The organism is Citrobacter sp. Cpo109, assembly GCF_030332565.1.
Taxonomy (GTDB): domain Bacteria; phylum Pseudomonadota; class Gammaproteobacteria; order Enterobacterales; family Enterobacteriaceae; genus Citrobacter; species Citrobacter portucalensis.
This window is the reverse complement of the sequence record NZ_JAOWHQ010000055.1, coordinates 190,555-214,780: the sequence shown is the minus strand read 5'-3', so window position 1 is coordinate 214,780 and position 24,226 is coordinate 190,555. Positions and strand designations below refer to the sequence as shown.

24 protein-coding genes are annotated in these 24,226 nt (G+C 52.5%); 15 read left to right on the top strand and 9 right to left on the bottom strand.

Features of this window, described 5'->3' with window-relative positions:
- Positions 1-152: 152 nt before the first annotated feature.
- Complete coding sequence (gene tig, locus OGY71_RS09220) at positions 153-1,451, bottom strand: trigger factor (RefSeq protein WP_003021622.1); 1,299 nt, start codon at positions 1,449-1,451, stop codon at positions 153-155.
- Between the two features lie 344 nt (positions 1,452-1,795).
- Positions 1,796-2,113 carry a transcriptional regulator BolA gene (bolA, locus tag OGY71_RS09215; RefSeq protein ID WP_003021619.1) on the bottom strand — a complete coding sequence of 106 codons (318 nt, stop codon included), beginning with the start codon at positions 2,111-2,113 and terminating at the stop codon, positions 1,796-1,798.
- Between the two features lie 306 nt (positions 2,114-2,419).
- Here bolA and OGY71_RS09210 point away from each other — a divergent pair, with 306 nt between their 5' ends.
- The 8 genes from OGY71_RS09210 to OGY71_RS09175 all read left to right on the top strand — a co-directional run bounded on the left by OGY71_RS09210 (position 2,420) and on the right by OGY71_RS09175 (position 11,358).
- Positions 2,420-2,998 (top strand): lipoprotein, encoded by a 579-nt coding sequence (locus tag OGY71_RS09210; protein ID WP_032941838.1) that lies wholly within the window; start codon positions 2,420-2,422, stop codon positions 2,996-2,998.
- Between the two features lie 44 nt (positions 2,999-3,042).
- A complete protein-coding gene (gene ampG / locus OGY71_RS09205; RefSeq protein WP_048214791.1) occupies positions 3,043-4,518 on the top strand; it encodes a muropeptide MFS transporter AmpG in 1,476 nt (491 codons plus the stop codon).
- Positions 4,519-4,978: 460 nt separating this feature from the next.
- On the top strand, positions 4,979-5,926 hold the full coding sequence (gene cyoA / locus OGY71_RS09200; RefSeq protein ID WP_032942534.1) for a cytochrome o ubiquinol oxidase subunit II: 948 nt from the start codon (positions 4,979-4,981) through the stop codon (positions 5,924-5,926).
- A 19-nt stretch (positions 5,927-5,945) separates the two neighbouring features.
- The gene (cyoB, locus tag OGY71_RS09195; protein ID WP_003831008.1) at positions 5,946-7,937 is read left to right on the top strand and encodes a cytochrome o ubiquinol oxidase subunit I; all 1,992 of its coding nucleotides are present in this window, start codon (positions 5,946-5,948) and stop codon (positions 7,935-7,937) included.
- Positions 7,927-8,541, top strand: a complete 615-nt coding sequence (locus OGY71_RS09190) for a cytochrome o ubiquinol oxidase subunit III (RefSeq protein WP_003831007.1) — start codon at positions 7,927-7,929, stop codon at positions 8,539-8,541. Before cyoB ends, OGY71_RS09190 begins: the two co-directional genes overlap by 11 nt.
- Positions 8,541-8,870, top strand: a complete 330-nt coding sequence (locus OGY71_RS09185) for a cytochrome o ubiquinol oxidase subunit IV (protein ID WP_003831006.1) — start codon at positions 8,541-8,543, stop codon at positions 8,868-8,870. Before OGY71_RS09190 ends, OGY71_RS09185 begins: the two co-directional genes overlap by 1 nt.
- A gap of 11 nt (positions 8,871-8,881) precedes the next feature.
- The gene (gene cyoE, locus OGY71_RS09180; RefSeq protein ID WP_003831005.1) at positions 8,882-9,772 is read left to right on the top strand and encodes a heme o synthase; all 891 of its coding nucleotides are present in this window, start codon (positions 8,882-8,884) and stop codon (positions 9,770-9,772) included.
- Positions 9,773-9,993: 221 nt separating this feature from the next.
- On the top strand, positions 9,994-11,358 hold the full coding sequence (locus OGY71_RS09175; protein ID WP_267440542.1) for an MFS transporter: 1,365 nt from the start codon (positions 9,994-9,996) through the stop codon (positions 11,356-11,358).
- 94 nt (positions 11,359-11,452) lie between these two features.
- On the opposite strand, the gene OGY71_RS09170 is transcribed toward OGY71_RS09175, so the two are convergent.
- A complete protein-coding gene (locus OGY71_RS09170) occupies positions 11,453-11,944 on the bottom strand; it encodes a YajQ family cyclic di-GMP-binding protein (protein ID WP_003831002.1) in 492 nt (163 codons plus the stop codon).
- 174 nt (positions 11,945-12,118) lie between these two features.
- Here OGY71_RS09170 and panE point away from each other — a divergent pair, with 174 nt between their 5' ends.
- From panE to OGY71_RS09155, 3 genes are read left to right on the top strand one after another with little or no spacing between them, the layout of a single operon-like run.
- Positions 12,119-13,030: a 2-dehydropantoate 2-reductase gene (gene panE / locus OGY71_RS09165; RefSeq protein ID WP_003831001.1), complete on the top strand. Its 912-nt coding sequence runs from the start codon at positions 12,119-12,121 to the stop codon at positions 13,028-13,030.
- On the top strand, positions 12,993-13,583 hold the full coding sequence (gene yajL, locus OGY71_RS09160) for a protein deglycase YajL (RefSeq protein WP_003831000.1): 591 nt from the start codon (positions 12,993-12,995) through the stop codon (positions 13,581-13,583). The genes panE and yajL overlap by 38 nt, the downstream gene beginning before the upstream one ends.
- Before the next feature lie 32 nt (positions 13,584-13,615).
- Complete coding sequence (locus tag OGY71_RS09155; protein WP_267440543.1) at positions 13,616-14,698, top strand: hypothetical protein; 1,083 nt, start codon at positions 13,616-13,618, stop codon at positions 14,696-14,698.
- Positions 14,699-14,763: 65 nt separating this feature from the next.
- On the opposite strand, the gene thiI is transcribed toward OGY71_RS09155, so the two are convergent.
- Positions 14,764-16,212 carry a tRNA uracil 4-sulfurtransferase ThiI gene (gene thiI / locus OGY71_RS09150; RefSeq protein ID WP_267440544.1) on the bottom strand — a complete coding sequence of 483 codons (1,449 nt, stop codon included), beginning with the start codon at positions 16,210-16,212 and terminating at the stop codon, positions 14,764-14,766.
- Between the two features lie 196 nt (positions 16,213-16,408).
- Here thiI and xseB point away from each other — a divergent pair, with 196 nt between their 5' ends.
- Genes xseB through yajO form a run of 4 tightly spaced genes read left to right on the top strand, consistent with a single transcriptional unit; the run spans position 16,409 to position 20,469 of the window.
- The gene (gene xseB, locus OGY71_RS09145; RefSeq protein ID WP_003021586.1) at positions 16,409-16,651 is read left to right on the top strand and encodes an exodeoxyribonuclease VII small subunit; all 243 of its coding nucleotides are present in this window, start codon (positions 16,409-16,411) and stop codon (positions 16,649-16,651) included.
- Entirely contained in the window at positions 16,652-17,551 is a 900-nt protein-coding gene (gene ispA, locus OGY71_RS09140) for a (2E,6E)-farnesyl diphosphate synthase (RefSeq protein ID WP_008783932.1), read from the top strand.
- A 24-nt stretch (positions 17,552-17,575) separates the two neighbouring features.
- The gene (gene dxs, locus OGY71_RS09135; protein WP_193135105.1) at positions 17,576-19,438 is read left to right on the top strand and encodes a 1-deoxy-D-xylulose-5-phosphate synthase; all 1,863 of its coding nucleotides are present in this window, start codon (positions 17,576-17,578) and stop codon (positions 19,436-19,438) included.
- Between the two features lie 56 nt (positions 19,439-19,494).
- Positions 19,495-20,469 (top strand): 1-deoxyxylulose-5-phosphate synthase YajO, encoded by a 975-nt coding sequence (gene yajO / locus OGY71_RS09130; RefSeq protein WP_008783931.1) that lies wholly within the window; start codon positions 19,495-19,497, stop codon positions 20,467-20,469.
- A 99-nt stretch (positions 20,470-20,568) separates the two neighbouring features.
- Here the strand turns inward: yajO and pgpA are convergent, their stop codons facing one another.
- From pgpA to ribD, 5 genes are all read right to left on the bottom strand, one after another.
- Positions 20,569-21,087: a phosphatidylglycerophosphatase A gene (gene pgpA / locus OGY71_RS09125; RefSeq protein ID WP_003021578.1), complete on the bottom strand. Its 519-nt coding sequence runs from the start codon at positions 21,085-21,087 to the stop codon at positions 20,569-20,571.
- Complete coding sequence (gene thiL / locus OGY71_RS09120; RefSeq protein ID WP_286613153.1) at positions 21,065-22,042, bottom strand: thiamine-phosphate kinase; 978 nt, start codon at positions 22,040-22,042, stop codon at positions 21,065-21,067. The genes pgpA and thiL overlap by 23 nt, the downstream gene beginning before the upstream one ends.
- Before the next feature lie 77 nt (positions 22,043-22,119).
- The gene (nusB, locus tag OGY71_RS09115; RefSeq protein ID WP_000801129.1) at positions 22,120-22,539 is read right to left on the bottom strand and encodes a transcription antitermination factor NusB; all 420 of its coding nucleotides are present in this window, start codon (positions 22,537-22,539) and stop codon (positions 22,120-22,122) included.
- A 19-nt stretch (positions 22,540-22,558) separates the two neighbouring features.
- Positions 22,559-23,029, bottom strand: a complete 471-nt coding sequence (gene ribH, locus OGY71_RS09110; RefSeq protein WP_003021575.1) for a 6,7-dimethyl-8-ribityllumazine synthase — start codon at positions 23,027-23,029, stop codon at positions 22,559-22,561.
- Between the two features lie 90 nt (positions 23,030-23,119).
- Complete coding sequence (gene ribD / locus OGY71_RS09105) at positions 23,120-24,223, bottom strand: bifunctional diaminohydroxyphosphoribosylaminopyrimidine deaminase/5-amino-6-(5-phosphoribosylamino)uracil reductase RibD (RefSeq protein ID WP_206159845.1); 1,104 nt, start codon at positions 24,221-24,223, stop codon at positions 23,120-23,122.
- Positions 24,224-24,226: the final 3 nt, after the last annotated feature.

Genomic DNA, 24,226 nt, shown 5'->3' with positions numbered 1-24,226 from the left:
CGCCATAATTCAAGCATAACAATCTTTTGTTGTAACGCTAACACTGAAACGCTGTTTTCGCACTCTTCCCATGCAAAATGCGTGACAAAAAAAAACCCGCCACCAAAAGGTGACGGGCTTGCGTACGAAATTCGAGCTAAAAAAGCGACGAATTACGCCTGCTGGTTCATCAGTTCGTTGAAGGAAGTGGCTTTTTCAGTCACTTTCGCTTTCGCCAGAACGGCTTCAACAGCCTGCTCTTCCAGAGCGACGTTACGCATGTTGTCCATCAGCTCTTTGTTTTTGCTGTAGAACTCAACAACTTCTTTCGGATCTTCGTAAGCAGAAGCCATCTCTTCGATCAGGCCTTTAACGCGATCTTCGTCAGCTTTCAGTTCGTTGGTACGAATCACTTCGCCCAGCAGCAGACCAACAACTACGCGACGCTTAGCCTGTTCTTCGAACAATTCACGCGGCAGTTCCAGAGCTTGTTTCTCGTTGCCACCGAAACGCTGTGCAGCCTGACGACGCAGAACGTCGATTTCGCTGTCGATCAGCGCAGCCGGAACGTCGATGTCGTTAGCTTTTACCAGACCTTCGATCGCCTGAGACTTAACGCGGTTACGCACAGCGCCTTTCAGCTCGCGTTCCATGTTTTTACGGACTTCAGCGCGCAGACCTGCTACGGAACCATCTTCAACGCCGAAACGTTTGATGAATTCTTCAGTCAGTTCCGGCAGTTCGCGTTCTTCAACTTTCTTCAGGTTGATAACGAACTTCGCAGCTTTACCTTTCAGGTTTTCAGCGTGGTACTCTTCCGGGAAGGTCACGTCGATAGTGAACTCTTCGCCAGCTTTGTGGCCTTTAACGCCTTCTTCAAAGCCCGGGATCATACGACCCTGGCCCATCGCCAGTACGAAGTCAGACGCTTTGCCGCCTTCGAACTCTTCGCCGTCTACAGAACCGGTGAAGTCGATGGTTACACGGTCTTCTGCATCAGCAGCGCCGTCTTTGTCTTTCCAGGTAGCCTGCTGCTTGCGCAGGGTGTCCAGCATTACGTCAACGTCAGCGTCGGTAACTTCAACAACCGGTTTTTCAACTTCGATTGCTTCCAGGCCAGTCAGCTCAACTTCCGGGTAAACTTCGAACTCTACCGCGTAAGTAAAATCTTCACCCAGTTTGTATTCGCCCGGAACGTAGTTCGGTGCGCCAGCCGGATTGATTTTTTCTTTGATGATCGCGTCAACGAAGTTGCGGCTCATCAGGTCACCCAGAACGTCCTGGCGAACAGACGCGCCATAACGCTGAGCAACAACATTCATCGGTACTTTTCCTTTGCGGAAACCGTCAATACGCACTTTCTTCGCTACGTTGACCAGCTCGCTTTTCACAGCGGTCTCGATGCTGTCAGCAGCGATAGTAATCGTTACACGGCGGCCAAGGCCTTGAGTGGTTTCAACTGAAACTTGCATCTTGTTACCTCAAAAAATCACAGTGCTCGGTCAACTCTTCTCCGCAAGCACAGGTTGTTGGCTTCGCGGAACTGGGATGTTCTCATAAGCAATCACATTCCCTGTCGTCAGAATCATCCCGAAGACATTCCGAAAAATAAGACGCGCATTATAGCGGCATCACTTTTATGAGTCGAGAACGGTTATCGCGCGTTGCTGCGGCTTTTTTCACAATTCCCGGCTAATTTTTGTCTGAATACTGTACGACTGCCCCAGAATTCAGACAAAACAAAACGGCCCGCAGGCCGCTTTCACATAATCTGTAGCAACATACTGGAAAAGCGTCGGTTGTTGCAAATCCGTTTTTACGCGATGCTTCCCGCGCCACGACACGGAGGCGATGCAAAAATCGTATCCTGCAACGCTTCCCACTCCTTAATAGTGTAGGTATGCAGGGCAAGCGCATGAACGGTTGTGGAAAGTTCCGCCGTTAATGTGCTGTAAATCATCCGATGACGATTAAGAAAACGTTCACCTGTAAAGCGATCGCTAACCAGTACAACCTTAAAGTGGCTTTCAGAACCAGCCGGGACATTGTGACGATAGCTTTCATCCACAACTTCGAGGAACACGGGTTCGAACGCTGCCCTTAATTTTTCTTCTATTTGCTCACGAATCATCATGAAATTTTTCCTCCGACAACGCTGAGATGTCACCCATCCCTTTAAATACTAGCCGCTTTTACCGTTTTCATTACACCTTAGCAACAAAAAATTAGCGCTTGTCTGATTTTCTCATTCAAACGGATGAAGTTCACTGATTCCTCACTCCAATTTATTGCAAAAAGTCCGTTTATAGTCTCTACAAAGTCATAAAACGGACAACACAATGAATTTACATGCGTTACCCACTTCCCCTCATCGTTGGCGATGTTATGATGGCGGGAATTTTCTCTAACCATACAATTTAGATTCGCTGAGAGCCCTGGCATGTTTAAAAAAATCCTCGTCCCGTTTGTCGCACTGTTTATGTTAGCTGGATGCGCAACGCCGCCGACCACTATTGAAGTCTCCCCGAAAATTACCCTGCCGCAGCAGGACCCGAGCCTGATGGGTGTGACCGTTAGCATCAATGGTGCCGACCAGCGCCAGGATCAAGCGCTGGCAAAAGTCACCCGTGACAACCAACTGGTTACCCTGACCGCATCCCGCGATCTGCGTTTCCTGCTGCAAGAAGTGCTGGAAAAACAGATGACCGCACGTGGTTATATGATTGGACCAAACGGTGCAGTCAACCTGCAAATCATTGTTAACCAGCTGTATGCTGACGTGTCTCAGGGTAGCGTGCGCTATAACATCGCTACCAAAGCAGACATCGCCATCATCGCGACCGCCGCCAACGGCAACAAGATGACCAAAAACTACCGTGCAAGCTATTCTGTTGAAGGTGCTCTGCAGGCCTCTAACAAAAATATCGCTAATGCCGTTAACAGCGTACTGACCGATACCATCGCTGATATGTCTCAGGACACCAGCGTTCACGATTTCATCAAGCAGAACGCTCGTTAATTTCTGCCCATATGGCCCGGCGTTCGTCGGGCCTATAGAAGCCCATGTCCAGTCAATACTTACGTATTTTTCAGCAACCACGTTCAGCTATCCTGCTCATTCTGGGGTTCGCCTCCGGTTTACCGCTCGCACTCACTTCCGGTACGCTTCAGGCATGGATGACGGTCGAGAATATCGATCTTAAAACCATCGGTTTCTTTTCCCTGGTCGGTCAGGCCTACGTATTTAAGTTTCTCTGGTCCCCGTTGATGGACCGTTACACGCCACCGTTTTTAGGTCGACGTCGCGGCTGGCTGCTGGCGACCCAGGTGCTGTTGTTAATTTCTATCGCCGCGATGGGCTTTCTGGAGCCTGGCACACAGTTACGCTGGATGGCCGCACTCGCAGTAGTGATCGCTTTTTGCTCGGCATCGCAGGATATCGTCTTTGATGCCTGGAAAACCGACGTATTGCCCGCAGAAGACCGCGGCACCGGCGCGGCGATCAGCGTGCTGGGCTATCGATTAGGGATGCTGGTTTCAGGCGGACTGGCCCTGTGGATGGCCGATCGCTGGCTGGGCTGGCAAGGGATGTACTGGCTGATGGCTGCGCTGTTGATTCCTTGTATCATCGCCACCCTGTTAGCACCCGAACCGACTGACACCATTCCGGTGCCTAAAACGCTGGAACAGGCGGTTGCGGCTCCGCTGCGCGACTTCTTTGGTCGTAATAACGCCTGGCTGATCCTGCTGCTTATTGTGCTGTATAAGCTCGGGGATGCCTTCGCCATGAGCCTGACCACCACCTTTTTAATCCGTGGCGTTGGGTTTGATGCGGGTGAAGTTGGCGTGGTGAATAAGACACTGGGGCTACTGGCCACCATTGTTGGCGCGCTGTACGGTGGGATCCTGATGCAGCGCCTTTCTCTGTTCCGCGCATTGCTTATTTTCGGCATCCTGCAAGGGGCGTCGAATGCGGGCTACTGGCTACTGTCCATCACTGACAAACACATGTTCAGCATGGCGGCGGCCGTCTTCTTTGAAAACCTGTGCGGCGGAATGGGCACGGCGGCATTTGTCGCCTTATTAATGACGCTGTGCAATAAGTCCTTCTCAGCGACCCAGTTCGCCCTGCTCTCCGCGCTTTCAGCCGTTGGTCGCGTTTACGTTGGCCCGGTAGCGGGTTGGTTTGTCGAAGCACACGGCTGGCCGACGTTTTATCTGTTCTCGGTGTTTGCCGCGATTCCTGGTCTGATACTGCTGCTGGTATGCCGCCAGACTCTGGAACATAGCTGGCAAAATGAAAGCTTTATTCCACGCACGGAATTTCGTGGGGCGTACAGTCTGGCATTAATGACGCTGGTTGCGGGCTGCTGCCTGCTGCTGGTTTGGCTGCTGCTGTTAACCATGAACGCGCTGGATTACACCAACTTCTCCTTCCTGCCAGAACTGCTTGAAGTCTCGGTGGTGGTCGCAGTCTGCGGGGTCGTTTTTGGTGGATTGCTGGATTATCTGGCACTGCGAAAAACACGTCTGGCGTAAAAAAACCGCATTAATATCGCCGTTGTAATCACCCTACGTAATTATAACGGCGAAATAAGCAACAACTGCTAAAAATAATATTTGTTATTTTGTGCGCCAAAGAATTTGGAAATTATTGACGCCTTTTATATATACTATTTTCCTTACTCGATTCAGCCACGAAAGATTTATTTTTTGTTCCTCAATTGTCCCTTTATTGATAATCAATTGTTAAACAATTGTTTTATTTTCGTATTGGTTATACCAATTGCCCTCAGTACGCCCCCCACCTGCCCGCTTTCGTTATAACGTGATGTTGCAACAGGTTCTTAAAGCCAAAGCGACATATATTGCAACATATGTGACATGCACGGCAGAACCCAGTAACACAGATCTAGAGATGTTTACAGTAATGTAACCTTCCCGTAAAATGCCCTCACACTTTAAACGCCACCCGGTCCCGTGGAATTGAGGTCGTTAAATGAGACTCAGGAAATACAATAAAAGTTTGGGATGGTTGTCATTAATTGCAGGCACTGCATTACTCAGTGGCTGTAATTCTGCGCTGCTTGACCCTAAAGGACAGATTGGACTGGAACAACGGTCATTGATACTGACGGCATTTGGCCTGATGTTGATTGTCGTTATTCCCGCCATCTTGATGGCTGTTGGTTTTGCCTGGAAGTATCGTGCAAGCAATAAAGATGCGAAGTACAGCCCGAACTGGTCACACTCCAATAAAGTGGAAGCTGTGGTCTGGACGGTGCCGATCTTAATCATCATTTTCCTTGCCGTCCTGACCTGGAAAACCACTCACGCTCTTGAGCCAAGCAAACCGCTGGCGCATGACGAGAAGCCCATTACCATCGAAGTGGTTTCCATGGACTGGAAATGGTTCTTCATCTATCCGGAACAGGGTATCGCTACCGTGAATGAAATCGCCTTCCCGGCGAATACTCCGGTTGAATTCAAAGTGACTTCCAACTCCGTGATGAACTCCTTCTTTATCCCGCGTCTGGGTAGCCAGATTTATGCCATGGCCGGTATGCAGACTCGACTGCATCTGATCGCCAACGAAGTCGGTACTTATGATGGTATCTCCGCAAGTTATAGCGGACCAGGCTTCTCCGGTATGAAGTTCAAGGCTATCGCAACAAAGGACCGCGCCGAATTCGACCAATGGGTTGCTAAAGCTAAACAGTCCACGAACACCATGAGCGACATGGCAGCGTTCGAGAAAGTGGCTGCGCCAAGCGAATACAACCAGGTGGAATACTTCTCCAACGTGAAACCGGATTTGTTTAAAGACGTTATTAACAAATTTATGGCTCACGGTAAGAGCATGGACATGACCCAACCCGAAGGTGAGCACAGCGCACACGAAGGAATGGAAGGCATGGACATGAGCCACGCGGAATCCGCTCACTAAGGGGCCGAGGAAGAATACGATGTTCGGAAAATTGACGCTGGATGCAGTTCCGTTCCATGAACCTATTGTCATGGTTACGATTGCTGCCATTATCATCGGTGGTGCGGCCTTACTGGGCCTTATCACTTACTTCGGTAAGTGGACCTACCTGTGGAAAGAGTGGCTAACCTCGGTTGACCACAAACGCCTTGGCATCATGTATGTCATCGTCGCAATCGTCATGTTGATTCGTGGCTTTGCCGACGCCATCATGATGCGTAGTCAGCAAGCGCTGGCTTCTGCAGGTGAAGCGGGCTTCCTGCCTCCTCACCACTACGACCAGATCTTCACGGCTCACGGCGTGATTATGATCTTCTTCGTGGCAATGCCATTTGTTATCGGTCTGATGAACCTGGTGGTTCCGCTGCAGATCGGCGCACGTGACGTTGCATTCCCGTTCCTGAACAACCTGAGCTTCTGGTTCACCGTTGTCGGCGTAATCCTGGTTAACCTTTCTCTGGGCGTGGGTGAATTCGCGCAGACCGGTTGGCTGGCGTATCCGCCACTTTCGGGAATAGAGTACAGTCCAAGCGTCGGGGTCGACTATTGGATATGGGCAGTCCAGTTGTCCGGTATTGGTACAACCCTGACCGGTATCAACTTCTTTGTGACCATCATTAAGATGCGTGCACCAGGAATGACCATGTTCAAGATGCCGGTGTTTAGCTGGGCATCTCTGTGCGCGAACATCCTGATTATCGCCTCTTTCCCAATCCTGACGGTTACCGTCGCGTTGCTAACCCTGGATCGCTATCTGGGCACCCATTTCTTTACCAACGATATGGGCGGCAACATGATGATGTACATCAACCTGATTTGGGCCTGGGGCCATCCGGAAGTGTACATTCTGGTTCTGCCAGTCTTCGGTGTGTTCTCCGAAATCGCGGCAACCTTCTCGCGTAAACGTCTGTTTGGTTACACCTCGCTGGTGTGGGCAACCGTGTGTATCACCGTTCTGTCGTTCGTTGTTTGGCTGCACCACTTCTTCACCATGGGTGCAGGCGCTAACGTAAACGCCTTCTTCGGTATCACCACCATGATTATCGCCATCCCGACCGGGGTGAAGATCTTCAACTGGCTGTTCACCATGTATCAGGGCCGTATCGTATTCCACTCAGCAATGCTGTGGACGATTGGCTTTATCGTCACCTTCTCAGTCGGCGGCATGACCGGTGTACTGCTGGCGGTGCCGGGTGCGGACTTCGTTCTGCACAACAGTCTGTTCCTGATCGCGCACTTCCATAACGTTATCATCGGCGGTGTCGTATTTGGATGCTTCGCTGGTATGACCTACTGGTGGCCAAAAGCGTTTGGCTTCACGCTGAACGAAACCTGGGGTAAACGCGCATTCTGGTTCTGGATCATCGGCTTCTTCGTAGCATTTATGCCACTGTACGTGCTGGGCTTCATGGGTATGACCCGTCGCCTCAGCCAGCAGATTGATCCACAGTTCCATCCGATGCTGGTCGTTGCCGCCTGCGGCGCCGCGCTGATTGCACTGGGTATCCTGTGCCAGCTGATTCAGATCTTCGTTTCTATTCGCGACCGCGAGCAGAACCGTGACCTGACCGGTGACCCATGGGGTGGTCGTACGCTGGAGTGGGCAACCTCTTCCCCGCCTCCGTTCTATAACTTTGCCGTTGTGCCGCACGTTCACGAGCGTGATGCCTTCTGGGAAATGAAAGAAAAAGGTGAAGCGTACAAGCAGCCTGCGCACTATGAAGAAATTCATATGCCGAAGAACAGCGGTGCCGGTATCGTCATTACCGCCTTCGCAACACTGTTTGGTTTCGCCATGATCTGGCATATCTGGTGGCTGGCGATTGCAAGCTTTGCAGGCATGATCATCAGCTGGATTGTGAAAAGCTTTGATGAAGACGTGGATTACTACGTGCCGGTCCCGGAAGTCGAAAAACTGGAAAACCAGCATTTCGATGAGATTACTAAGGCAGGGCTGAAAAATGGCAACTGATACTTTAACGCACGCGACTGCCCACGCGCACGAACACGGGCACCACGATGCAGGCCAGACCAAGATCTTCGGATTCTGGGTCTACCTGATGAGCGACTGCATTCTGTTCTCTATTCTGTTTGCAACCTATGCCGTTCTGGTGAACGGCACCGCAGGTGGCCCGACAGGTAAGGACATTTTTGAACTGCCGTTCGTTCTGGTTGAAACATTCCTGCTGTTATTCAGCTCCATTACTTACGGCATGGCAGCGATTGCCATGTACAAGAACAACAAGAGCCAGGTTATCTCCTGGCTGGCGTTGACCTTCTTGTTCGGTGCCGGATTCATCGGGATGGAACTCTATGAATTCCATCACCTGATTGTTAACGGTATGGGCCCGGATCGCAGTGGCTTCCTGTCTGCGTTCTTCGCGCTGGTCGGCACGCACGGTCTGCACGTCACCTCCGGTCTTATCTGGATGGCAGTGCTGATGGTGCAAGTTGCTCGTCGCGGCCTGACCAGTACTAACCGTACCCGCATCATGTGCCTGAGCCTGTTCTGGCACTTCCTGGATGTGGTGTGGATCTGTGTGTTCACTGTTGTTTATCTGATGGGGGCGATGTAATGAGTCATTCTAACGAGAGCGGCGGCGCATCCCATGGCAGCGTAAAAACCTACATGACAGGTTTTATCCTGTCGATCATCCTGACGGTCATTCCGTTCTGGATGGTGATGACAGGTTCTGCCTCACCGGCCGTCATTCTGGGAACTATTCTGGCAATGGCAGTGGTACAGATTCTGGTGCACCTGGTGTGCTTCCTGCACATGAATAGCAAATCTGATGAAGGTTGGAACATGACGGCCTTTGTCTTTACTGTGCTAATCATCGCCATCCTGGTTGTGGGCTCCATCTGGATTATGTGGAACCTTAACTACAACATGATGATGCACTAAGAGCGGCGATTATGATGTTTAAGCAATACCTGCAAGTAACGAAACCAGGCATCATCTTTGGCAACCTGATCTCGGTGATTGGGGGATTCCTGCTGGCCTCGAAAGGCAGCATTGATTATCCCCTGTTTATCTACACGCTGGTTGGGGTGTCACTGGTTGTGGCGTCGGGTTGTGTATTTAACAACTATATCGACAGGGATATCGACAGGAAGATGGAGAGGACCAAAAACCGCGTGCTGGTTAAAGGTCTGATTTCTCCTGCCGTCTCGCTGGTATACGCCACCTTGCTGGGTATTGCTGGCTTTATGCTGCTGTGGTTTGGTGCCAACCCTCTGGCCTGCTGGCTGGGGGTGATGGGCTTCGTGGTATACGTGGGCGTCTATAGCCTGTATATGAAGCGCCATTCCGTTTACGGTACGCTGATTGGCTCACTCTCCGGCGCTGCGCCGCCGGTGATTGGCTACTGCGCCGTAACCGGTGAGTTCGATAGCGGTGCGCTGATTCTGCTGGCTATCTTCAGCCTGTGGCAAATGCCGCACTCTTACGCGATTGCGATTTTCCGCTTCAAGGATTATCAGGCTGCCAACATCCCTGTACTGCCAGTGGTAAAAGGCATTTCGGTCGCGAAGAACCATATCACGCTGTATATCGTGGCATTTGCTATCGCCACGCTGATGCTAACCCTGGGCGGTTATGCAGGTTATAAATACCTGATTGTTGCGGCGGCGGTGAGCGTCTGGTGGTTGGGCATGGCGCTGCGCGGTTATAAAGTGGAAGATGACAGAGTCTGGGCGCGCAAGCTGTTCGGCTTCTCCATCATCGCCATTACCGCGCTTTCCGTGATGATGTCCGTCGACTTTATGGTGCCAAACTCGCAGAACCTGCTGACTTACGTCTGGTAAGTTAATCGTCACACCTTCTATGCCGGATGGCGGCTGACGCCTTATCCGGCCTACAAAAAAGCACATAGCTTGTAGGCCGGATAAGTTACGTTCAGATCTCTATCCGGCATTTTCGTCTCCAGCCAACGCCCCTCACAACCCCAACATTTGTTAATAAAGCGCATATTTACCCAGCCTGCTTAGCGCTTTACACTAGGCGCGAAATTAATACAGAGGTGGGAATGAACGATTACAAAATGACGCCCGGTGAGTTGCGCGCCACCTGGGGTTTAGGGACCGTATTCTCGTTGCGCATGCTTGGCATGTTTATGGTCCTGCCGGTTCTGACCACATACGGTATGGCGCTACAGGGTGCCAGCGAAGCGCTGATAGGCCTTGCCATCGGCATATATGGTCTGGCGCAAGCCGTTTTCCAAATCCCCTTTGGCCTGCTCTCTGACCGCATCGGTCGTAAGCCACTTATCGTCGGCGGGTTGGCGGTTTTCGTTCTCGGCAGCATAATTGCTGCTCTCTCCGATTCAATCTGGGGAATTATTCTTGGCCGGGCTTTGCAAGGCTCTGGCGCGATTGCTGCTGCCGTAATGGCGCTACTTTCCGACTTAACCCGTGAGCAAAACCGTACCAAAGCGATGGCGTTTATCGGCGTCAGCTTCGGTATCACCTTCGCCATTGCGATGGTGCTGGGACCAATAGTTACCCATGCGCTGGGGCTACACGCGCTGTTCTGGATGATTGCAGCTCTTGCTACCACGGGTATTGTGCTAACCATTTGGGTCGTTCCCAATAGCACTACCCACGTGTTGAACCGCGAGTCGGGCATGGTAAAAGGCAGCTTCAGCAAAGTGCTGGCGGAGCCAAAACTGCTGAAGCTCAATTTTGGCATCATGTGCCTGCACATTTTGCTGATGTCCACATTCGTCGCCTTACCAGGCCAACTGGCGAAAGCGGGCTTCCCCGCCGCAGAGCACTGGAAAATTTATCTGGTGACGATGCTGCTGTCCTTTGTTTCCGTAGTGCCGTTCATCATTTACGCCGAAGTGAAGCGCAAGATGAAACGTGTGTTCCTCGCCTGCGTGTTACTGATACTTATTGCAGAGATTGTATTGTGGAGCGCTAACATTCGTTTCTGGGGGCTGATTGCGGGCGTGCAGATATTCTTCCTCGCCTTCAACCTGATGGAAGCCCTCCTCCCCTCACTTATCAGTAAAGAGTCTCCGGCTGGCTATAAAGGCACGGCGATGGGCGTTTACTCCACCAGCCAGTTTCTTGGCGTGGCGATTGGCGGTTCGCTCGGCGGTTGGGTGGTCGAAATGTTTGATGGTCAGGCCGTATTCCTGGCTGGCGCGCTTCTGGCAGCAGTTTGGTTATTGGTGGCAAGTACAATGAAAGATCCGCCGTACGTCAGCAGCCTGCGTGTAGAAATCCCACCTGAAATTGCCGCGGATGACACGTTGAAGAAGCGTCTGCTGGCAAAAGAAGGAATAAGCGAAGTGTTAATTGTGGCGAAAGAGCATTCGGCCTACGTGAAAATCGACAGCAAAGTCACCAATCGATTTGAGGTTGAGCAGGCCATCAGTAAGGCGTGATGATTGCCTGATGGCGGCTATCGTCTTATCCGGCCTACCAATAGCGTGTGCTACCTGTAGGCCTGATAAGCGTCGCACCATCAGGCATTACGACTTAATCGCGGAAGTTCTTGAACTGGAACGGTTGACCGAGATCGCCGCCGCGAACCAGTGCCATGACGGATTGCAGGTCGTCACGCGCCTTGCCGGTTACACGGATTTCTTCGCCCTGAATCTGCGCCTGCACCTTCAGTTTGCTGTCTTTAATCAGCTTAACGATTTTCTTTTGTACCGCGCTTTCAATGCCCTGCTTCAGCTTAGCTTCAACAAACCAGGTTTTACCGCTGTGCACGAAGGTTTCTGGTACGTCCAGCGACGTGCCTTCAATGCCGCGTTTGAGCAGCTTGGCACGCAGAATATCCAGCAACTGATTGACCTGGAAATCAGACTCGCTCAGCACCTTAATCGTCTTATTTGACTCATTCAGCTCAAAAGTCGCTTCAACGCCACGAAAATCAAAGCGTGACTCCACTTCACGGCTGGCGTTATCTACCGCGTTACGGGCTTCCTGAAGATCAACTTCAGAAACAATATCGAAAGATGGCATCTTTTCCTCTCCCTTCATTTTTGATGCGAAGCATAATACCTGCAAAGTTACCCAACAGACAGCGCTATACTAGGCTGTATCCTTTAATTGTACGTGGTACTGATACCTGCGAACAATAATGGGGTACGGCCGATATGGATTAACACCTGGTGCTGTTGCAGGTGAGGAGGAAGAATGAAAATTACCGTACTGGGATGTGGAGCGCTAGGACAGCTTTGGCTTACCACGCTATGCAAACATGGACATGAGGTGCAAGGGTGGCTACGCGTACCGCAACCCTATTGCAGCGTAAACCTGATCGACACGGATGGGTCAGTTTTTAATGAATCCCTGACGGCAAACGACCCCGACTTTTTGGCAAAAAGCGACCTGCTGCTGGTCACCCTTAAAGCCTGGCAGGTTTCTGATGCGGTAAAAGGCCTGGCCGCAATTCTGCCTGAAACCACCCCGATTCTGCTGATTCACAACGGTATGGGGACGATTGAAGAGCTGCATAGCATTAAGCAACCTCTGCTGATGGGCACCACCACCCACGCGGCACGCCGTGACGGGAACGTCATCATTCATGTCGCTCAGGGAACAACGCGCATTGGTCCGGCGCGTGAACAAGACGGTGATTTCAGTTATCTGGCTGAAGTCCTGCAAGAGGTGCTACCGGACGTCGCCTGGCACGACACTATTCGCGCCGAGCTGTGGCGCAAACTGGCCGTCAACTGTGTCATTAACCCGCTTACCGCATTATGGGATTGCCCAAACGGCGAGTTACGCCATCATCCTGAAAAAATAGCACTCATCTGCGAGGAAGTGGCCGCGGTCATTGAACGCGAAGGCCACCACACATCTGTGGATGATTTACGCTATTATGTCGAGCAAGTGATTGACAGTACGGCGGAAAATATCTCATCGATGCTGCAAGACATACGTGCCCTGCGCCATACTGAGATCGACTACATTACCGGTTATTTGTTAAAACGCGCCCGCGCGCACGGCATCGCCGTTCCGGAAAATGCCCACCTGTTTGAAATGGTTAAGAGAAAGGAAAGTGAGTATGAGCGCTCAAGCACTGGTATGTCTCGCCCCTGGTAGTGAAGAGACCGAAGCGGTCACCACTATCGATCTGCTGGTTCGCGGCGGAATTAAGGTCACAACCGCCAGCGTCGCCAGCGATGGCGGCCTGACTATTGTGTGCTCACGCGGAGTAAAGCTGCTGGCGGATGCACCATTAGTCGAAGTTGCTGACGGCGATTTCGACATTATCGTGCTACCGGGCGGTATTAAAGGCGCCGAGTGTTTTCGCGACAGCCCGCTGCTTATCGAAACCGTGAAACAGTTTCATCGTTCCGGGCGCATTGTCGCGGCAATTTGCGCCGCGGCCGCCACCGTACTCGTCCCACACGATATTTTCCCCATCGGTAACATGACCGGTTTTCCGGCGCTGAAAGACCAAATTCCCGCTAACCAGTGGCAGGACAAGCGCGTCGTATGGGATCCGCGCGTCAATCTGTTAACCAGCCAGGGACCGGGAACCTCAATCGATTTCGGTTTAAAAATCATTGATCTGCTGGTGAGTCGCGAAAAAGCTCACGAGGTGGCGTCACAGCTGGTGATGGCCGCGGGAATCTATAACTACTACGAGTAAATCTTCGAGCCACTCCCTTATAAGGAATCATAATGAAAGGATATCTGAGTGGAGTGGCTTTACTGCTCCTTTCCGGTTATGCCACAGCGACGCAACTCGAAATAAAGAGTATTGAGTATCGCTATCCCGGAAGCACTGAAATGCAGTATCGCGTGCCATGGTTTTCCTCGACGGATAACCCCAAAGTTGCAAAACGCATTAACGATTATATTTTCGCAAGCTTTATCAATCAGCTACCGGGCAATACTACACAGACCACAGTAAATCAGTTTGCGAAATCAGCCATGAATCCCACCGCAAACCTTGACTACACGGTTGAGTATCGCGACGCAAAAATCCTGACGCTCAACATGTTTATCGAAGGTTGCGGGGCGTATTGCGAGTCGTACAATGTGCCGATCAGCTTCGATTTAGCCAGCGGTGCGGCAATTACCCTTAACGATCTCTTTTCCCGGGCTACAATCGCCGAATTAAACACCCGCATCAGAAAAAATATCCGCGGCCAAATCGATACCTTTGTTACGGCACATAATTCGCAAACACCAGAACAAATAAAAGAAGAGAAAGGTGAAGATTTTAACTATGCCGAATTCTACGCATCGTGCGCAACCTACACCGACGGTTTGTACTACATCGACAAATTCTCCCTGCAAAAAGACCATCTGGCTTTCCTGAACGGACGCTGTAGCAACCACGCCAGCCGTGCGCTCGACGAGTTGGGTGATTTCACAACGAAAATCCCAACCGCGGAACTGCAAAATCGACTCACACCGTACGGCCAATATCTGACTACCGCAAAGAGTACAACACCAGTTTCGCCAGCGCCCGGCATTGACGGCAAAGTCATGTACGGCACGCTGGGAAAAAGCATGCGTATTGTGTTGAAGGTGGACTGCAAATACGGTGATTTTTTTGAAGGGGCTTACTTTTACCAAAAATTTGGCGCACCGATTGAATTGACCGGCAAATGCGACACAGCCGACAATCAACATTATGAACTGAAGACATCTGCGGCTGAACAAACGCAAGAGAAGATAACGCTAGAGTTAAAAGACGGTGTCTATCAGGGGCTCTGGGAGTCGAACGGGAAGACGCTTCCCGTGCGGTTTGAATAATATCGTTATATTGCCGGATGGCGGCGTAACCGCCTTATCCGGCCTACAACACGGTGTTTACTCAATTACGGGCGATACACCTTCACGTTCTCAAAGCCCTGCTCGCGCAGATAAAGCGCCTGCAGACGGCTCATCACTCCGCGTTCACACCACAGCAGCCAGGTTTTACTCTGGTCCAGATCGCCGAATTTAGTGCTCAGCTTGTAGAATGGCAGAGAAACGACGTCCACACCTTCAATCTTCAGCGGTTTATCATCCTGTTCATCCACAGAACGGATATCAAGGATTACGTCATTCGGGCCGAAACCGCTCACGGTTTCCACTTCTACCACGGTCTGCTGCGTCTGCTGGGCGATATCGCGAATATCGATATTGTTCGCTTCTTCAACCACTTTATCGAGGATAGAGAAATCGAAGTTTTCTTCTTCGGCCTCAATCTTCGCTTTGATCGCTTTCACCGTCGGGCTTTTTGAAATCACACCGCAGTATTCCGGCATGGTACGGGCAAAGTCCTCGGTACCAATTTCACGCGCCAGATTGATGATGTGCTCTTTATCATGGGAGATAAGCGGGCGCAGGATCAGGGTGTCGGATACGTTATCGATCAGACTCAGGTTGGTCAGCGTCTGGCTGGACACCTGGCCCAGTGCTTCACCGGTTACCAGCGCCTGTACGCCGTAGCGCTCAGCGACTTTCGACGCCGCGCGAACCATCATACGTTTGAGAACCACGCCCATCTGGCCGTCATCAACTTTCTCCAGGATCTCACCGACCACCGGTTCAAAGTTGATAGCAACAAAACGCACGCGATGCGAACTACCGAAGCGATTCCACAGGTAATGCGCCACCTGGCGAACGCCGATTTCATGCGCTGCGCCGCCAAGGTTAAAGAAGCAATAGTGCACACGGCAGCCGCGACGCATCAGCATATAGCTGGACACACCGGAGTCGAAACCGCCGGAAATCAGCGACAGTACATCTTCCTGCGTACCAATAGGGAAACCGCCAATACCTTCATAGCGGCCTTTAACCAGCAGCAGACGGTCGTTTTCGATTTCAAGATTAACCGTCACGTCCGGCTTCGTCAGCTTCACGCGTGCAGATTCAATATGTTGGTTCAGTCCACCGCCAACATAACGTTCCACCTCAATGGAGCTAAACTCATGCTTCCCGCGACGCTTAACGCGTACGCAGAAGGTTTTACCTTCCAGTTGATCGCGATACTGCACCAGTGCCTTCTCAAAAATATCGTGCATATCGGTAAACGGCACGTCTTCTACTTCGAGAATGTGGTGGATACCCGGAATACGGGTCAGCGCGTCGCGAATATCCAGGCGCTGGCTTTCATCTTTAGCGCGAACCTCAACGTGATCCCAGTGACGGACAACGGCAAGGTCTTCATCATAGTGCTTTAAAACGTTACGAATGTTCCCTGTCAGAATTTTTATAAAGCGCAAACGCACAGATTGGCTTTTGATGGTGATTTCTGGGAACAATTTAATGATAAACTTCATGGCGGCAATGGTTCTTAGGCAAGTCTGAATGACTTGTAATGGAAAAAAATACAGCAGCCCATACCCGCGACTGCATCCAGGCGCGCAAGTATATCACCATCACGCGGCTACTGTGCACATTGCGCGTTATTTGCTTATCAGTGCGAGTCCGTTACCATAGTCTTGTGCTGCCAATACAGAGAGTCAGACATTCATTATGCCGAAGAAAAATGAAGCGCCCGCCAGTTTTGAAACCGCGCTGAGCGAGCTGGAACAAATTGTTACCCGTCTGGAAGGCGGCGACCTGCCGTTAGAAGAAGCGTTGAACGAATTCGAACGTGGCGTACAGTTGGCGCGTCAGGGACAGGTCAAATTACAACAGGCTGAACAGCGCGTACAAATCCTGCTGTCAGATACTGAAGACGCCGCCCTTACGCCTTTTACACCGGATAATGAGTAAATGGATTTTACGCAGCAGCTACAGGCTTGCGTTGAGCAGGCAAACCAGGCACTGAGCCGTTTTATCGCGCCACTGCCCTTTCAGAACACTCCCGTGGTAGAAACCATGCAATATGGCGCATTATTAGGCGGTAAACGTCTGCGCCCGTTCCTGGTGTATGCGACCGGTCAGATGTTTGGTGTCAGCCTGAGTACGCTTGATGCTCCCGCTGCCGCCGTCGAATGCATTCATGCCTATTCGCTGATGCACGATGATTTGCCCGCGATGGATGACGATGACCTGCGACGCGGTCTGCCGACTTGCCACGTAAAATTTGGCGAGGCAAATGCGATCCTGGCCGGAGATGCGCTACAAACGCTGGCATTCTCCATTATCAGCGACGCCCCAATGCCGGAAGTCACTGACCGTGACCGCATCGCGATGATCTCTGAACTGGCTCAGGCCAGCGGCATCGCCGGTATGTGCGGCGGCCAGGCACTGGATCTGGAAGCTGAAGGTCATCAGGTTGAGCTGGATGCACTGGAGCGGATTCACCGCCATAAAACCGGAGCATTGATTCGCGCCGCCGTGCGTTTGGGAGCGTTAAGTGCTGGCGATAAAGGGCGAGAATGCCTGCCAATACTCGACAAATACGCAGAAAGCATCGGTCTGGCTTTCCAGGTTCAGGATGACATCCTGGATGTGGTAGGCGATACTGCAACATTGGGTAAACGTCAGGGTGCTGACCAGCAGCTTGGCAAAAGTACCTATCCTGCACTTCTGGGTCTTGAGCAAGCCCAGAATAAAGCCCGGGATTTAATCGAGGACGCCCGCCAGTCGCTAAGTCTGCTGGCCGCACAGTCACTCGATACCTCGGCACTGGAAGCGCTAGCGGACTACATAATCCAGCGTGATAAATAAACCAACATATCCCATGAGCTTGCGATGAGTTTTGATATAGCCAAATACCCGACCCTGGCGCTGGTCGACTCCACCCAGGAGTTACGTCTGCTGCCAAAAGAGAGCCTGCCAAAGCTTTGCGACGAACTGCGCCGCTATTTGCTCGACAGCGTAAGCCGTTCCAGCGGGCACTTCGCCTCTGGTCTGGGCACGGTGGAACTCACCGTCGCGCTGCACTATGTCTACAACACCCCGTTTGACCAGTTAATCTGGGATGTGGGACATCAGGCTTATCCGCACAAAATTCTGACTGGTCGCCGCGATAAAATCGGCACCATTCGTCAGAAAGGCGGCCTGCATCCGTTCCCATGGCGCGGTGAAAGCGAGTATGACGTACTAAGCGTTGGGCACTCTTCAACCTCCATCAGCGCAGGTATCGGTATTGCCGTTGCCGCCGAGAAAGAAGGTAAAGAGCGCCGTACCGTGTGTGTGATTGGTGATGGAGCCATCACCGCAGGGATGGCGTTTGAAGCGATGAACCACGCGGGCGATATTAGGCCCGACATGCTGGTTATCCTCAACGACAACGAAATGTCGATTTCAGAGAACGTTGGCGCGCTGAACAATCATCTGGCACAGCTGCTCTCTGGCAAACTCTACTCCTCGCTGCGCGAAGGCGGGAAGAAAGTCTTCTCCGGCGTGCCGCCGATTAAAGAACTGCTCAAACGTACTGAAGAACACATTAAAGGTATGGTTGTGCCGGGGACTCTGTTTGAAGAACTGGGCTTTAACTATATCGGTCCGGTGGACGGTCACGACGTGCTGGGGCTTATTACTACGCTCAAAAACATGCGCGATCTGAAAGGCCCGCAGTTCCTGCATATCATGACCAAAAAGGGTCGTGGCTACGAGCCTGCGGAAAAAGATCCGATAACCTTCCACGCGGTACCCAAATTCGATCCGTCCAGCGGATGCCTGCCGAAAAGCAGTGGCGGCCTGCCGAGCTATTCAAAAATTTTCGGTGACTGGCTGTGCGAGACCGCAGCGAAAGACAATAAGCTGATGGCAATCACCCCGGCGATGCGCGAAGGTTCCGGAATGGTGGAGTTTTCACGTAAGTTCCCGGACCGCTATTTCGATGTGGCGATTGCCGAGCAGCACGCGGTGACGTTTGCTGCCGGTCTGGCGATTGGCGGCTACAAGCCGGTGGTAGCCATTTACTCGACTTTCCTGCAACGCGCCTACGATCAGGTGCTGCACGATGTAGCCATCCAGAAACTGCCGGTCCTGTTCGCCGTTGACCGGGCAGGGATTGTTGGCGCAGATGGACAAACCCATCAGGGGGCTTTCGATCTCTCCTTCCTGCGCTGCATCCCGGAAATGGTCATCATGACCCCGAGTGATGAAAACGAATGCCGCCAGATGCTGTTCACCGGTTATCACTACAACGACGGCCCAACGGTCGTGCGCTACCCTCGTGGCAACGCGGTGGGCGTTGAGCTGACCCCGCTGGAACAACTGCCAATTGGTAAAGGCATCGTGAAACGTCGCGGGGAAAAAGTGGCGATTCTCAACTTCGGCACCCTGATGCCGGAAGCCGCTCAGGTCGCAGAGTCTCTGAACGCCACTCTGGTCGATATGCGTTTTGTGAAACCACTGGATGAAACGTTGATCCTTGAAATGGCTGCCCAACACGAGGTGCTGGTTACCATTGAAGAGAACGCCATTATGGGTGGTGCTGGCAGCGGCGTAAACGAAGTGCTGATGGCCCATCGTAAGCCCGTCCCGGTGCTGAACATTGGCCTACCAGACTTCTTCATCCCGCAGGGAACTCAGGATGAAGCTCGTGCCGATCTGGGTCTGAATGCCGCCGGAATTGAGACCAAAATCAAGGCCTGGCTGGCATAATCCCCTCCACGCTCCTGCTATGCTTAATTCATCACGAGCTAAGCAGGAGTGGATTGATGAAATACAACATCTTAGGAAAAACCGACCTACGGGTCTCCCGCCTTTGCCTGGGTTGCATGACGTTTGGCGAACCCAATCGCGGCAATCACGCCTGGACGCTACCTGAAGAAAGCAGCCGCCCGATAATCAAACACGCCCTTGAGGGCGGCATTAACTTTTTCGATACCGCCAACAGCTACTCCGCTGGCAGTAGCGAAGAGATTGTCGGTCGCGCGCTGCGTGATTTCGCCCGCCGCGAAGATGTCGTGGTCGCTACCAAGGTTTTTCATCAGGTTGATGATTTAGCGGAAGGATTATCCCGCGCACAAATCCTGCGCTCGATTGATGACAGTCTCCGACGCCTGGGTATGGACTATGTGGACATCCTGCAAATTCACCGCTGGGATTACAACACGCCGATCGAAGAAACGCTGGAGGCCCTCAACGACGTCGTAAAAGCCGGTAAAGCTCGCTATATTGGCGCCTCATCCATGCACGCTTCGCAGTTTGCCCAGGCACTGGCCTTACAAAAGCAACACGGCTGGGCGCAGTTCGTCAGCATGCAGGATCACTACAACCTAATCTACCGCGAAGAAGAACGCGAAATGCTGCCGCTTTGCTATCAGGAAGGCGTGGCCGTCATCCCATGGAGCCCGCTGGCGCGCGGTCGCCTGACGCGTCCCTGGGGAGAAACGACCGCACGTCTGGTTTCCGATGAAGTCGGTAAAAATTTGTACAACGAGAGCGATGAAAACGACGCGCAAATCGCCGCACGACTGACCGGTGTCAGTGAGGAGTTGGGTGTAACGCGGGCACAGGTTGCGCTGGCCTGGCTGCTGAGCAAACCCGGCGTGGCAGCGCCAATTATTGGCTCTTCGCGTGAGGAACAGCTGGATGAGTTGCTCAACGCGGTAGATTTAACGTTGAAGCCGGAGCAAATTGCCGAGCTGGAAACGCCGTACAAACAGCATCCGGTGGTGGGATTTAAATAAGCGCGGTTGAAGATTGTAGGCCGGATAAGCATAGCGCATCCGGCACTGATCGCCCGATGTCTCGGCGTTTATCGGGCCTACAATAGCCCCTGAAAAGGGTTAAATGATACCTACCGGCCAGTGATGACCGATAAAATACAAAATTCCGGCAGAGAGTATTCCAGCCACAATATCGTCGATCATGATTCCCGTCCCGCCATGCACGTTGCGATCGAACCAACGAATCGGCCACGGCTTCCACATATCCAGAATACGGAAAATCACAAATCCGGCGGCAACCCACTGCCAGTCGTTTGTCGGCAGCGCCATCAGGGTAATCCACATCCCGACAAACTCGTCCCAGACTATGCTACCGTGATCGTGCACGCCCATATCTTTCGCCGTTTGATGGCACAGATAAACGCCGATACAGATAGATAACATCACCACCAGCGAATACAGCTGCCACGGCAGAAAGGTCATTAAATACCAAAAAGGGATCGCCGCCAGCGATCCCATCGTGCCAGGAACAATTGGGCTCAGCCCGCTGCCAAAACCGGTGGCTAACAGGTGCCACGGATTGCGCATACTCAGGCGGCTTTTGGCGACATCTTTTTTAAGGCGCGGCAAAATGGTCATATCCTTTCCAGTCAAACGTGACGGGTTTTCCATCGCGCGTAAAGTGAATGCCTTCCACGTCCGCGCTCATCTGCCCAATGCAGGTAAACGCTGCGCCGAGATTTCCCAGCGCCACGTCCAGCGCACCACGATTAATTTCCGGTACGGTAAAGCATAACTCATAATCTTCACCGCCCGAGAGCGCCCAGCGCAGGGCCTGTTCCGGCTCAACGTGCTGTGACAATGCCGTGGAGTATGGCAGCACATCAACGTTAACCCGTGCGCCACAGCCGCTGGCATTAACGATGTGCCCCAAATCGGAAATCAAACCGTCGGAAATATCGATAGCCGCACTGGCCAGATCGCGCAGGGCTTGTCCCTGCAAAATACGCGGCGTGGGACGCAGATGGCGTTTCAGCAGATAGTCCGCGTCTGTTGCATCTGCAACCTGCAATCGGTTCTGCAAAATCGCCAGCCCGGCCGCACTGTCACCCGGCGTGCCGGTAACATAAATCCAGTCACCCGGTTTCGCGCCAGAGCGTTTTAAGGCCCGCCCAACGGGGACGTAGCCATGGATACCCAGCGTCATCGACAGCGGCCCACGCGTGGTGTCACCGCCAATCAGCTGCATATCATAGTAATTGAGGAGTTCAAACAGGCCATCGCTGAAGGCTTCCAGCCAGGCTTCATCGACGTCAGGTAATGTGAGCGCCAGCGTCAGCCACGCAGGATCCGCCCCCATCGCCGCCAGATCGCTCAAATTCACCGCCAGCGCTTTCCAGGCGAGATTGGTCGGATCAATGTCGGGGAGGAAGTGGTTACCTGCCACCAGCGTATCGGTACTGATCGCCAGCGTTTGTTTTTCAGGGATGTTCAGAAGTGCGCAGTCGTCACCAATACCGGTTTCGACATCAAGACGAGAAGTTCTTACGCGGTCAAAATAACGGGCAATCAGGGAAAACTCGCCACATGCCATACGTTATGCCTCAGCAGAAAAAAAAGAAAAAGCCGGGGACAGCGGAAACAGGTTCCACCATCCAGCCGGCCTCGGGATTACTTTTTGTTGGGGCGAATCACAGGTGCTGCTTTATCCAGTACGCCGTTCACGAATTTGTGGCTATCTTCGGCGCCGAAGGTTTTTGCCAGTTCAATCGCTTCGTTGATGGCCACTTTGTACGGCACATCACTACGTTTAGACAATTCAAACAGCGCAATACGCAGTACAGCTTTTTCTACCTGACCCAGCTCTTCCAACAGACGAGACAGGTAAGGCTTCATTAATCCATCCAGGTACGCGCTGTTAGTCGCCACCCCGGACAGCAGTTCACGGAAATACAGAACGTCGACATCTTTAACGTCCTGTTCCGCCAGGAACTGGTATTCAACATCAGCGATGTCGTTCTGGGACAACTGCCAGGAGTAGAGCGCCTGGACGGCACACTCACGGGCGCGGCGACGAGCAGCAGGTTTCACGGATTTCCCCTTACAAAAATCAGGCCTTGATGGCTTTCAATACATTAATCATTTCAAGCGCAGTCAGTGCAGCTTCTGCGCCTTTGTTACCGGCTTTAGTGCCAGCACGTTCGATGGCTTGTTCAATACTTTCGGTGGTCAGAACACCGAAGGCTACCGGAATGCCACTGTCCTGAGCGACATGCGCCAGGCCATTGCTTGCACCGCCAGCCACATATTCGAAGTGCGCGGTACCGCCACGGATCACCGTACCGAGCGCAATCACTGCGTCGTATTTACCGGTTTTTGCCAGTGCGTCGGCCGCCAGTGGCAGCTCATATGCACCTGGAACCCAAACAACGGTAATGTTTTCATCTTTAACCTGACCAATACGTTTCAGGGCGTCGATAGCACCTTCCAGCAGGCTGTCATTGATAAAGTTGTTGAAACGCGCAATGGTGATGGCGACGCGAGCGTCCGGGGTAGCAACGTTAGCTTCAATAATGTTCATATTCTTCCTTCGGGTTCGATTTATGGCCCCGTAAGGGGGGCGGATTTTATCATAATATTCTGTGCGCTGCTTCCTCTAAATCAGAAAGCCTCACGCAGTCGTTAAATGCAGGCAAACGTCCGGGCCCACCTGGCGTATCTCATTGAATTTGAAATGGGGTGCGTCAGCCAGTTTCTCAAGGCCTGGAAGCACACATAATCCTCTCGCATCGCTGCCTAACAGTTTAGGCGCAACATAAACGATTAGCTCATCGACCAAACCGGCCTGTAATAATGCCCCTGCGAGCGTTGGGCCTGCTTCAACCCAAATGCTGTTAATTTGCTGTTTGCCCAGTTGCATCATTAGCACCACCAGATCCAGATGCCCGTTATGTTCCGGCACCTTCAGGCTGCGCACCGTCTCCGGCCAGCTACGAGGGTCGTCTTCAGTCCGGACAATCCAGGTTTCTCCTGGCTGTTGCACAATTTGGTGCTCCGGTGTGACCTGATTCTGGCTATCAAGAACAATGCGGATTGGCTGGCGCAGCTCTTCCTGCGGGTAACTCGCCTGAGTTGACTCCCCTAGCTCCGACCAACGCACGGTAAGCTGAGGGTCGTCTGCCAGCACCGTAGAACTGCTGGTTAAAATGGCATGGCTTTGCGCGCGCAAGCGTTGCACATCGCGGCGCGCCTGTGGAGAGGTAATCCACTGGCTTTCACCGCTGGCCATCGCCGTACGGCCATCAAGCGACGCGCCAAGCTTAAGCTGAAGATACGGGAATCCCGTACGCATGCGCTTGAGGAAGCCTTTATTCAGTTTCTCAACTTCGCTCATCATCAGCCCGTGGCTGACGTCGATGCCCGCCTGCTGTAAACGGTAGAGCCCACGTCCTGCGACCTGCGGATTGGGATCCTGCATCGCCGCAACCACACGCGACACCCCCGCCGCAATCAGCGCATCGCAACACGGCGGCGTGCGACCATGATGACTGCAGGGTTCGAGCGTCACGTAGGCAATTGCCCCCTGCGCTTTTTCTCCGGCCATCCGCAGAGCATGAACTTCGGCATGCGGTTCGCCCGCACGGTGATGATATCCTTCACCGACGATCTCCCCATCTTTCACAATCACGCAGCCCACGTTGGGGTTGGGGTGAGTGGTAAAACGTCCGCGCGCAGCAAGCTTCAGCGCGCGCGCCATGTACAATTCATCCTGCATGGC